Raw genomic sequence first — 11,839 nt, 5'->3', positions numbered from 1 at the left:
TGGCGCGATCCTACTTGGAGAGGCCTGCTAATGTTTCATCAATCAGGCTAAGCGCTTTATCCACATCATCCGCGGTCACGATCAGTGGTGGAACGAGTCGAACTACCTGTGTTCCTGCTGGCAAAACTAACAGTCCTTTTTCAAGTGCGGCTTTGACAATATCGATCGCGGCAATATCGCTATCCGGGTTTAAAACTAAGCCGTTAATCAAGCCCCAGCCTCGAACGCCTTTGCATAGGTTCGGGTATTTATTAACGATCGCCTTTAGCCCTTTTCTGAGCTGTTTGCCACGCGATCGCACATTCTCTAGCACATTCTCCTGCTCTAGTGTCTGACATACCGCCATGGCCACCCCACAGGCAAAGGGATTTCCCCCAAATGTACTTCCATGTTCCCCAGGGCGCAGCACATCGCAGTGACTCTTCGTCAGAATCGCTCCAATCGGAATACCGCCTCCTAGCGCCTTAGCAGAGGTAAATACGTCAGGTTCTACCCCGACCGTTTGATAGCCCCACAGATTACCTGTACGGCCCATCCCTACTTGTACCTCATCTAGAATCAGCAAAATCCCTAGCTCATCACAGAGCTGCCGCACCTGCTTAAAATACACGGGATTACCAGGACAAACACCGCCTTCCCCTTGCATCGGCTCAAGCATCACAGCCGCAACCTGACGCTGGTCGGCATCAAGCTCTTCTATAGCGGCTTTCAACGCCTCTATATCGTTGTACGGCACATAGTAAAATCCAGGCATCAAGGGGTTGAAGTTCTTCTGATACTTAGGCTGTCCGGTCGCCGTGACGGTGGCTAGCGTTCTCCCATGAAAGCTTGATTTCGCCGTAATTACGATAGGCGCTTCTATTCCTAGCTTAGTGTGTCCATACTTGCGGGCCAGCTTAATAGCGCCTTCATTCGCTTCTGCACCTGAATTACAGAAGAATACGCGATCGGCACAAGAATGATCAATTAGCCACTGTGCGAGTGCTCCTTGCTCAGGAATGTAATACAGATTCGAGACATGCTGAAGCTTCTGCAATTGCGCATTTCCCGCTTTGATCATCGCCGGATGAGAATGACCCAGCGCACAAGTAGCAATGCCCGCTACAAAATCAAGATACTCACGCCCTTCCAAATCCCATAGACGACATCTTTCGCCGCGCTCCATCGCAATTGGAAAGCGAGCATAGGTCGCCATCACATTTTGGTCAAATTCGGTTGATTCAAAGCCAGGTTTTTCTGGCATAGAGAAAGCCGGTGAAGCTGCGGGCGTTAAGGTTTGAGACGTCATGGTCGGCAATTTTTAAAGAATAGGAATTTCAAAGGGAACAAACGTCGGCGCTATCTTTGACAATAGAATTGCGTTCAACGATATCGCGACAAACGCTAATTGCAGGTAACGATTGTAACGCTACTTCTGTCAGCAGCGATACTCCTAACAGCTCGTGAAAGGAGCTGTTCATCGTCATATATAAACAGACGCTAACAATTGGTCGAGCTGATAACTAGCTACTGATGCCGTACGCGATAGAAGGTCAATAGTTTTCCTACTGTGGAAAAAAGTCTGCTTTAGTAGACCGGATCAGACCTTATCAAGGCGAAGATCTCAGTTGAGAAAACACAATTAAGGAAAGTACTCTCCTCATTCTGACTACATCCTGAGTTTTACTGGGATTACTCTCAGAGAGATAGCGGAACAGTTTCTTTGCAAAGGCGATGTTGCAAGACTAGTTCTATGACGAACCCTACGAAATCACGAGCTGAAGGACATAGGTCCTGGTAGCTCTTCATCGTCGGACGACTCGAGTCTGACTACAAAGTTCAGGGTTGTTTTTTCAGTATCTTCAGTATCTAAGAAGACTTCAAGTAGATAAGTCTTCTCGAAGTTAGGTATATGCCAACTTAACGCTAGCAAATCAGGCTGCGAGCAAAATGTCTGCTTTTCCACACTGCCATTGCACAGTAGTCGCAAATGACCGGCTTTCGGTAGCATAGCAGTGATCGTGAGCCGGTTTTTAGCGGTTGCTATGTACTTGGTAGATAGTCTCATCATACCGTGAGCCGTTATCCACTCTCGGGTGTCTTCAGGCTTTTGCTTAGACAGCGATAGCGTCATCGCCTCCAGCATTTCTTGAGCCGCTATCATCAGCAGTGCAATCTGCTGTTCTACACTAGCAGAATCATAATCATTAGCTAGCTTAGTGATTTGCTCTAGCACAGCGGCTTTGGTCTCATTGTCAGAACGATAGACCGGTGCTAGGACGATATTGGCAATGGACTCTAATGTACTGTTCTGAACGGGAAAGAATGGTTCAACCACGCGAACCAATTGAATTCCTCGCTGGGCGGGTGGTCGGATGATATTTTGACATTGCCTGATTAAAGCACTGAGTACTGACTCCGGTAACAGTTTAGGCACGTCGAGTGAACTCAGATGCTGTTTCCATAGCGCGATCGCTTCGTCTGTCGACATAGCACTATCTGCACTAGCAAGGTCAGCCTCCGTTGGGTACTCACATAGCTCCGACTCCCAAGGAAAAAGAGGCGGCTTCTTTGCGTATTCCAACATTAAATGTTGTTTGATTAGAGAATGGAAACGTTCTTGCAAAGCGTGGGTGTCTCCGTAGCTAGCTAACTGAGCTGTCTAAAAGAACCTGTCTAATCCAAAGCACCGCTTAAGGCAACAGAAAGTCTGAAGATAATGAAGGTGCCCAGAGCGAATACCTCTCTACTAGGGGAATTTCTACTATGAGGATGTCAATAGGTTAGAACTTCACAAGTAAAGGTATTCCTTATTCTTGTTGGTAGATAGAGTAAATCATGTGTTGTCTTTAGGCTTCATGTGAGTTGGCCTTCAAACCGGATTGTTTAGCAGATGCAAAGTCGTTTCTTCATGGTATTGCAAGTGTAAAGAAAGGATCTCGCACTGGCTATAAAAGCATACTGAAAATGCTATTTGAATCAATTTTCATCGATTACTATGGCAGGGCGAACAAAAGTGGAGAATGAGTTTTTTATACGTTTCGAATATCCCAGGCTTTCTCTAATAGATTGAACCACTGTTTTCTTAGCTGAGTTGATGTGATGTTCAACTGATTAGAAATTTCCTGATCGCTGTGCTTTTTCTGCTTCAGTGTCAGAATCTCTGCTTGGATTGAGTTTATTTCAGTCCGAAAGTGTGTCCACTGGTAAGGAGTTAGTCCCAGATTCTGACATAGCTCTATCCCTAGCCATTCATGAACAAGTTCCCAGCTGTGTACAAAAGAGAACTTTAGTAAATGATATTTGAATCGCTGCTGCAAGTAGTCTCGCTCTCGAGAGGTGATTTGCAGAATATCTTCTATCTTGTGAGTAGGTAGATCGTTTAAACGGAGGGCGAAATAGTCAGCGCAGTCACACTGACCTTTTGCTACTAGATAATTCATCAGCTGATCGACTACCTGCTCTCTGATTGTCTCTTCTTCCTCGAAGCGGCTCTTATCAGTCAATAGCTCCTCACGCAGACGCTGAGAAGATGCCGTTCGAGGACGGGCTGTCTCTGTGCCCTCAATGGTTTGCTGAATATCTACTGCGGTTTCTGGTGGCTGTTTCTTTGAGAAGGTTTGCGCGCGCAGGATAATCAATTGCTGACTACGACCTTTGGAAAGATGAATTCGACGTTTGGCATAACGCTCTGTGTAGGCCATATATTCAGCTAGCTCTAGCAAAGATCGAGGTCGGTAGGTGAGAGCAACTTCGTTCTCACGTCTAAAAGCATTGATACTTTCCGCATAAAAGTTTTGCAAGAAGTCTTCTATTAACAAAATGCGAGCTTGATAGCTAGCCTGAACTTGGGGTGGTGTTATGTAGCGATAGATAATTGCACTTAAGCTGCTGTGTAGCTCTATTCGCCCCTTAGTAGATCCTAGATCGGCGTATCTCAAGCACTGCGTCAGTCTAATGCCGGCTAGATTGTTTGCCCAACCTTCTATGTCGCCGGAGTTCTGGATCCTCTGACTTTCCATGCAGATACGACGCGCTTCTTTCTCAATACGCTTAGCAACTTCATAGCAGTGTCGAATTGAAGCGTTAGTTTTTACACTAAGCTCCTCAGAAAGTCGTTCAAAAAGCGTTTTCACTACCAGCTATACTTGATTCCCGATGGTTGACCTTTCGATAAGATCCCTATCTATATAGTCCGAGATCTATAATGAGTAAGCACCACCAGTTATGAGAATAGACAGATCGCTTAGGTTTCCAAACATTCTTCTAGATAGCCTGACTAGATTTTCATATAAGTATTAAATTTCGTTAGACGTGATCTTCCTGCGCCTTTTCCATGGCTGCTCTTTCTATGAGTTTCTATGACTATTGACCGGCAGCTACAAAAGTTGATTGAGGATGCTCCATCAGAAGCTAATCTCAGGAAAGCTATTCAGGTGGTTTCACCTATCATTTCTAATATTGCTAGTCAGCTTCAGCATCTGGAGTACTACATTCTGCAGACTGCAAACAGGCAGTGGCTACAGGCAACGATTGCCCACAAAGACAATCCTACTCAGTCAAAGAGAGTGATCTACGCCTACCCTTCGTTGAGCAGTGCGGCTGGAGATAAGCTAGCAGCTAGCACCCCCAATCTGATGGCAATTCCTGTGCCTGTTGCACAACTGCTGTTTCAGCTTCCCTCTATCACCCCGGTCGATAGTTTAATTTTTATAGAGACTGAGGCTCGCGACCAGGCCATAGAGGTACGCCGCGATGATATCAAGGCAATGTTTCATAGTAGGCTTTCGCAACATGCAAGAAGGCAAGTTCCTCCAGATATTGCTTAGAAGGGAGCTTGGGGCTTAGCCCAAGATGTACTTGATACGTATAGCCTTTCGCACTTTGCTGACTACACCCCCAAAGGCTGCAGTCCCTGCCGTACGATGTAAAGCGCACAGCAATGATACGTAGGCGCAGCCCTTTTGAGTATGCTTGCTGCGCATTGCCATCAATGGGGATGGATTTGTTTAGAGAGCGTGAGCTGATATAAGTTCGAAGATTAGTGCCACAAAGAAGCCAACCATCGCTAAGCGTCCGTTCCATAGCTCAGCGTAGGGCGTAAAACCCAGCCGAGGCTCTGGTTTGTAGTATCGAGTAGCGCTGACGCCGAGGATTTTGCTATCAAGTTCAGTAGAGGTGGTATTAGACTCTACAGGGACAAGCTTCGTTTTATTTTCCATGGTGGCTTGATAATACTTTTCTCTACTTGTTTAAAGATATCATAAGCGATGTGCAGGGATGTTAAGTACATATCGGGGAAGCCATCTACTGTACATAATCTGTGAGCCACTCAACACTTTATTCTATGAGGCCTTCACTTATTGATCTAGATCCCCGAGATCTAGATTTTGGGTGATTGAGAGACGCTATATTTCGCCCAACCTCATTTTTTTCGTTTACCAGCCGCACTCTGAAACATTTGGCAGTACTCTTCTGGTCCGTTTGGAAAAACTACGTTGATTGTCAATGGATCGCTTTCGTCTCTAGGATCGCCAATTCCATCTAATACGATAGGACTGCCTTCGTTGTTAGTACCTAGTTTGACTGGGCGACGATTGCGAAGTTCGCCGCCGCTGCTATCGACGAATACCTGCAGCGTTGGTGTTTCGGTAGCTTGACCAATGTTTTGGATGAGCTGAAGAAAGTTGCGATCGCTTCCCCCTCGCTTGAATTCTAGCTTGCCATTTTGTTCTACGGCCTGACTAGTCACTGTATCGCCTACCCCTACAATCGTAGGCATAAGCGATCGCTCAAAATTTTGAACGACTAGCTTGAGCATGTCATCGAGCGATCGCGGTGCTTGTCTGGCGTTGAAATCTACCCCTAATGGGTAATGCCCAGTATGTACGAAGAAATAGTGGTTTAGCAGTGACAGCACCCCAGCTTCTTTAACCGCGCCTCGCAGCATGAACTGAAAATCGGTCGTACCTGCCGTTTGGGCATCGGCAAACCAGACTGCCTCGTGAACAAATCCGTCGCGCCCAAGATTTGGTGCATAGTGAACGAAGAACTGATCGGCTAGTCCAGCGGCTTCTGCTTCTTGCAACAGTTCTTCCATTAAAGTCACAATATGCTGCTGAAGCTGAACAAACCGATCGATATCTGAGCTATGGGTAGTTTCTAACTCACCTACTATTGCCTGGTAGAGAGAATTAAGGTTCGCAGTTGGCGAAGCGACGTTATCTAAAACAGATGCCTTTACAAGTCGTGTTCGTTCAGCTTCTGAGAAAGAATGCTGTGCCTTCAAAAAATCGTCTAGCGTCCGTTCAATGCGTTCAGCCACCTCCGTTAGAAAATCTAGCTCAGTTTGATCAACCCCTGGATGACTGACTTCGCCACTACGATCTTGCCATTGCACACCGCCAGCTGCTAGTCCTGGCAGATAAAGCCTTTGTTCTTTTGCTACGGCTGCGCCACCGACTGCGCTCTCGATGATAGTTTGTAGTCCGCGCTGGCCGATATGCTCACCGTTGGTCAATATGAAGAAATGCTCATCGAACTGTGTTGTTGCGCTTAGATAGCTTTTGCCAAGGGTCCGATTCAGCGGATCGTTCACCAAAGGCATACAGACGCCGTCTAGATCTTGAATGATTAGTAAGTTCTCGCTTTGGCCTAAATAGTCTGCTAAAGCAGCATGATCTAAGGAAACTGTTTGGTGATGTAGCATTGATTTCGTGCCGTTTATCCGACGTCTACGTTGTTCCTGGGCTCAACCTTACTCATAGTAGTTTCGTCCGATGCTTCTAAAATCGATGTATCCGAGACTTCATGAGTGGATTCTTTGGCCTGGTTATTTTCTTCTGGTTTGCCTTTCTGGTTGGGAAGCTCACTGGCTAGATTGTCTAGTTCTGAATTACTTGAGCTTGAATCATCTAACTTTGATATCTCGCGCTTTGACTGATTAAGCTCCGAATCATCTAAGGCTGAATCATCTAAGGCTGAATTATCTACTTCTAAATTGCTGCTCAAATCACCTGATCTTGGATCGTTAGGTTCTGAATCACTAAGCTCTAAGTCACTAACCTCTGAGTCACTAGAGTTGGAATTATCTGGTAAGTTTGGCTCACTGCTCGTTTCAGTTCGATCGATATCTAGCGATTGGTTGTTTAAATCAGACTCATTGAGATTTTCTTCCTTAAGCTTTTGTGGTGCGACTTTATCAACTGTGGCACCTGCTGCTTTTGTCTCGGACTGAGAGGTCAGCTCGACGTTGCTAGCTGGCACCTCTAAATCTATAGGCTCACCTAGACCACGGTTGACAGAGCGGATACGACGAATAGGTAAGTTAGCGGTTAGGGTGGTCATCCGCTGATCTGTACCTAGAGAGAATTCTAGTGAATCAAAATCGATCTCTACGTAGCGAGAGACAACAGCGATAATCTCTTGACGCATCATTTCTAGCGTCTGAGGATCTAGGGCTAAGCGATCATGAGCTAGCACAAACTTAAGCCTTCTTTTGACATCGTCGCGGCTGTGGGAGTCTTCTGGTGGCCCAAAGAATTTTTCTAGTAGGTCGCTGATAATAGGAATTGCCATAAGAGTGTCACCGTGATGTCGATGCCAGCGAGTGGCGGCCGATTGGGAGCTATACGTTTGTCAAGAGGTTTTTGGAAAAAGGGCGATCGCACTATCAACTCTATCCCCCAAACAATTGTTTGAACTTCGTCAAGAACCCTTCTTTTTGGACACTTAGGTCCATCAAGGGCACTTTCTCGCCTAGCAAACGCTGGGAAACATTTGTGAACGCTATTCCAGCTTGAGAAAGATTTTCGTCTAGTACTAAAGGCTCTCCCTTATTGGTAGAAACAATCACCTGTTCGTCATCAGGAATGACGCCTAGTAGCGGAATAGATAGAATACCTTGGACATCTTTAACCGACATCATTTGATCGGCTGCGACCATCGTCGGTCGCAATCGATTAATCACAAGCCGGATTGTTTTGATGTCGTTGGCCTCTAGCAGACCAATGACGCGATCAGCATCGCGAACTGCCGAGATCTCTGGCGTAGTGACGATGATCGCTTCACGAGCAGCCGCGATCGAGTTGCGAAAGCCCATTTCGATACCCGCAGGGCTGTCAATCAAGATGAAATTATAGACTTTGGTCAAGGCCTTGATCAGGCGCTTCATCTGCTCTGGTTTGATAGATTCTTTTGAACGGTTTTGAGCGGCAGGCAGCAGAGCTAGATTTGGCTGTCGCTTATCTTTAACGAGTGCTTGGTCGAGGCGGCACTCTCCGGCGAGCACATCTAGGGCAGTGTAGACGATGCGATTTTCCAGACCTAGCAGCAGATCCAGATTCCGCAAGCCAAAGTCGGCGTCGACTACAGCAACACGCTGCCCCGCTTTTGCTAGGGCCATACCTATGTTTGCTGTGCAGGTTGTCTTACCAACGCCTCCTTTACCGGAGGTCATAACGATAATGCGGCTCATGAATTCTCTTAGGTGGTCTCTGGGGTGGTCTCTGGGAGGGGGCCTGGGGTGTTTCCTGAGTCAGTTAAGTCAGCAAGGGCAAACTCGGAGGCTAGGGCTATTCGGATGCCATCAGGACCGATATAGGCCACCTCTGGCTGGTATTGAGCAGGTGGGTTGTCAGGTGATCGCGCCACCTTGTCGGCAATACGCAGCTGAGTCGGCTGCATATGTAGTGCCATGATGCGGCATTGGCTGTTGCCCTGCGCGCCGGCATGCACTACTCCGCGCAAGTGTCCCCAGACAAAAATATCGCCTTCAGCCACAATAGAGCTACCAGGGTTGACATCACCCAACACTATGACGGTTCCTCGATGCCGCACTTCCACGCCAGATCGAAAGGTGCTTTGCATGTATAGTGGTTCGTCCATTGCCTGGCGGGAGGCTTCTTGTCCCTGCCCTAGGTAATTGAGGGTAGTTTGCTGTTCTACTGAGTATCCAGCAGTAGCGGCGGCAACAGCAGTCTGACGGCGGCTAGCGTAGATTCGCTTGAGTGGAAGCTGCGCGTCGCTTAGCAAACCATCTATCTCTTGTATTTGCTGACTGTCTAGTAGGCGATCACGTGCAATCAGATGGACAGGGGTATGTGGCTGCAAAAACCGCTCACTGCCACTAATGCGCCCCTTTAACTGCTGCCTAAGTTCCTCCCAGTAAACTGGATTACGGCTTTTTTCGGGCGCTGGCGGCAAAACCAGCAGCAGCCGACCATTCTCACTCTTGAAGTGTACCTGTAAATTGGGATTGCCTTCTGCCTTTATCTGTCCTTCGACTGACGCAGGTGAACCCTCTGCCGACGCCGGCTCTGGCTCAATTTCCAATATGAAGTTATTAAAGTCAATCTCCTCAGATTCCTGGCTACTCTGAGAAGAAAAATCTGGAACCATCTGCCGACACACCTTATGGCCGATATGTTCTAGCTCAAATGAGATAGGGACACATCCCTACTTACCAAGCCACAAGACCTGGCTATCTTAGAACACTGGCTATCTTAGAACACTATTGCTTTATGGAACATAGCGCGGACTAAATATACCTAGATTTATCAAAACGAGTTGATATCTTTTCGATGTCGCTATCTTAATCTATCTATTTGAGTTATCTATAAATAAACGGAGCTTTAGGAAGCTTTAGGTAGAGGGAGCCTTGAAGGGGCGATCGCGTTATCTAACGTTTCGACTAAAATCCCGACAAGACATCACAAGAGGTGTGAAGCTGAAATAGGTAGCCCTACCAAAGCCTTGAAACAATCATTATGTTTAACGGAAACATAAAATCAGGCAGTATCGAATAAGGCTGTCTTAGGCTGTATGTTCATAGTTATCGCACGTAGTTATCTCAGTTGATTAGCTATCACAGTCGATTACACCTGCTTTACCTAGCTACTTGACTTAGGTATCTAGAGCTTAGGTATTTCGAGGGCTACAAAGTCTTAAAGGCTACCGAAACGCACCGGAGGCATCATCGGAATAATGGCTCATCACGAAAGAGTTCCAGTTCTAGCAATCGTGGCGCTAATCGCCTGTGCTATTCCTACCAAGCTGACGACGGTGTTCAATCAGACACTGCCAGCCCTATCACAGACCACCCCAATCCAGGCTGAGGCTAGCAACCAGCTGGTTGATGCTGAGGGTAACTTGATCAATTCAGCAGGCTTTTTGGTCAACGCAGAAGGTGACCTGATTGATACGAGCGGTAATTTACTTACAGAAGGGACAGAGGGGGTCTTAGGTGCTGAGCTTGAACCTGGTGAAACTGCTGGCGATGTCGCTATACCAACAATAGTTCCAGCCATAGATAGTGATGTGGAGTCGAGTGGTGCTAGCGACCCACTAGCTGAGCGAGGGAGATGGTGGTGGCTGCTAGTGCCGCTCGCAGGTCTGGCCCTATTGATTTGGGCCGCAGCTAAGCGCACCGATGATGAGGAAGTTAGTGACACCCTAGGGACTGATTTGGATCTTGATCAAAGCGATCGAATCATCAGTGGTTTTGATAGTGGTATTACTCACGACCTGACACCTGATGCTGGTTCGGTTCATCCAGAGGTTCCTAAGCCAGGTATTCCTATCACCGCTGCGCCTGAGAGTGGGGCCGATAGCGGACCAGTTGTAGAAAAACCTGTTGAAGAAAAGTTGTCTGCTGATACTGTGATTGTGGATAGTGAGCAATATGAAACAAAGTCAGGCAGGACAACTAATGCCAAGACGCTACGCCCAGTAACCTTTGGGTCAGCTGATATCCAGGGTGCTTCATCAGTTGGTGCGCAGGACGTTTCAACGCCTATCAAATCTCCAGCTCTCGACAGCAGCGTGAACAGTATTCATGGCGATATGCTTAATGCTAGCAATGTTCCGCAATCTGGCGCTTACAAGTCAGAGGCTGAAAGTATCGATTTTGATTCTAAGGGCACTGTTGGAGAGGATTTAGGCAGATCACGTAGCGAAATTCGAGAGTCGGCTAGTCCTGTAGATAGTAGTGAAAACTGGCTGCAGCGGGCAAAACAGCGTATCAACGAAGCTACTGAACAAATGAAGCAGACAGCTGCTGAGATTCAAGACGATGTGACCAAAGCAGACTAATGCAGTTGATAGATGTGCAGACGGTGAACCTCCACTGTCTATACTTAGCGTTCAGAGTTAGAGCAGGAGCACAGTGACTCCTACAACAGGCACTTCAGCTAGCTGGTCAGCAGCTCACGCCAAGCTGCATATTCTATTGCGTCAGCAGCGCTTGCTCCCTAAAGATAGCCATATTTTGATTGCTGTCTCAGGAGGGCAAGACTCACTATGTTTAGCTCGGCTGCTGAGTGACTTAAGCTCTAAATGGTACTGGTCTTTGGGATGGATTCATTGTGACCATGGCTGGAGAACAGATTCGACTGAAAATGCGGCGCATGTGGTGAAGTTAGCTGAGGCGTGGCAGATACCCGTCCGAATAGAACTTGCCAAGGGGCTAGCCAAAACCGAGGCAGCCGCTAGAGGATGGCGCTATGAGGTGTTCGAACGAGTTGCTAGGGAACAGGGCTATAGCCACGTGGTGACAGGCCATACAAAGAGCGATCGCGCTGAAACTGTCCTCTATAACCTAATCAGAGGAGCAGGCACCGATGGCCTAGGCACCCTTAGATGGACAAGGCCTCTGAGCCTAGCTGCGTGCCTAGCTCAGGGTGACAATCTAGATATAAAGCAGTCCCAAGCGATTACCTTAGTCAGGCCCTTGCTGGATTTTACTCGCGCCGAAACCGCTCATTTTTGCCAAGATCAGCACATTCCTGTGTGGATAGATAGCAGTAATCAGGATCTAAACTTTCGGCGTAATCGGATTCGCCTGGAGCTAATGCCATATTTG

At 47.3% G+C, this 11,839-nt stretch carries 10 protein-coding genes and 1 pseudogene; 3 read left to right on the top strand and 8 right to left on the bottom strand.

Annotated features, from left to right (window positions below; all coding sequences use genetic code 11):
• Window positions 1-10: 10 nt before the first annotated feature.
• The 3 genes from S7335_RS00055 to hetZ all read right to left on the bottom strand — a co-directional run bounded on the left by S7335_RS00055 (window position 11) and on the right by hetZ (window position 4,115).
• Entirely contained in the window at window positions 11-1,243 is a 1,233-nt protein-coding gene (locus S7335_RS00055) for an aspartate aminotransferase family protein (RefSeq protein WP_050765930.1), read from the bottom strand.
• A 507-nt stretch (window positions 1,244-1,750) separates the two neighbouring features.
• A complete protein-coding gene (locus S7335_RS00050) occupies window positions 1,751-2,470 on the bottom strand; it encodes a hypothetical protein (protein ID WP_157620031.1) in 720 nt (239 codons plus the stop codon).
• A gap of 541 nt (window positions 2,471-3,011) precedes the next feature.
• Complete coding sequence (hetZ, locus tag S7335_RS00045) at window positions 3,012-4,115, bottom strand: heterocyst differentiation protein HetZ (RefSeq protein WP_006454124.1); 1,104 nt, start codon at window positions 4,113-4,115, stop codon at window positions 3,012-3,014.
• 225 nt (window positions 4,116-4,340) lie between these two features.
• On the opposite strand from hetZ, the gene S7335_RS00040 reads away from it, so the two are divergent.
• Entirely contained in the window at window positions 4,341-4,808 is a 468-nt protein-coding gene (locus tag S7335_RS00040) for a hypothetical protein (RefSeq protein ID WP_006456884.1), read from the top strand.
• A gap of 180 nt (window positions 4,809-4,988) precedes the next feature.
• On the opposite strand, the gene S7335_RS00035 is transcribed toward S7335_RS00040, so the two are convergent.
• The 5 genes and pseudogenes from S7335_RS00035 to minC form a co-directional block, all read right to left on the bottom strand.
• Window positions 4,989-5,201: a hypothetical protein gene (locus S7335_RS00035; RefSeq protein ID WP_006455745.1), complete on the bottom strand. Its 213-nt coding sequence runs from the start codon at window positions 5,199-5,201 to the stop codon at window positions 4,989-4,991.
• A 203-nt stretch (window positions 5,202-5,404) separates the two neighbouring features.
• Window positions 5,405-6,688, bottom strand: a complete 1,284-nt coding sequence (gene stpA / locus S7335_RS00030; protein WP_006455238.1) for a glucosylglycerol 3-phosphatase — start codon at window positions 6,686-6,688, stop codon at window positions 5,405-5,407.
• A gap of 596 nt (window positions 6,689-7,284) precedes the next feature.
• A pseudogene (gene minE / locus S7335_RS28685) lies at window positions 7,285-7,545 on the bottom strand (cell division topological specificity factor MinE); the annotation flags it as partial.
• A 112-nt stretch (window positions 7,546-7,657) separates the two neighbouring features.
• On the bottom strand, window positions 7,658-8,455 hold the full coding sequence (minD, locus tag S7335_RS00020) for a septum site-determining protein MinD (protein WP_006454327.1): 798 nt from the start codon (window positions 8,453-8,455) through the stop codon (window positions 7,658-7,660).
• 8 nt (window positions 8,456-8,463) lie between these two features.
• Window positions 8,464-9,378, bottom strand: coding sequence for a septum site-determining protein MinC (gene minC, locus S7335_RS00015; protein ID WP_006453431.1), 915 nt, complete (start codon window positions 9,376-9,378; stop codon window positions 8,464-8,466).
• Between the two features lie 585 nt (window positions 9,379-9,963).
• On the opposite strand from minC, the gene S7335_RS00010 reads away from it, so the two are divergent.
• Entirely contained in the window at window positions 9,964-11,070 is a 1,107-nt protein-coding gene (locus tag S7335_RS00010; protein WP_006456910.1) for a hypothetical protein, read from the top strand.
• Between the two features lie 73 nt (window positions 11,071-11,143).
• Window positions 11,144-11,839, top strand: a 696-nt coding sequence (gene tilS / locus S7335_RS00005) for a tRNA lysidine(34) synthetase TilS (protein ID WP_006453490.1), incomplete at its 3' end; no start/stop codon positions are given.

The organism is Synechococcus sp. PCC 7335, from assembly GCF_000155595.1.
In the GTDB taxonomy this organism is placed as follows: domain Bacteria; phylum Cyanobacteriota; class Cyanobacteriia; order Phormidesmidales; family Phormidesmidaceae; genus Phormidesmis.
This window is presented reverse-complemented; position numbering and strand designations above follow the sequence as displayed.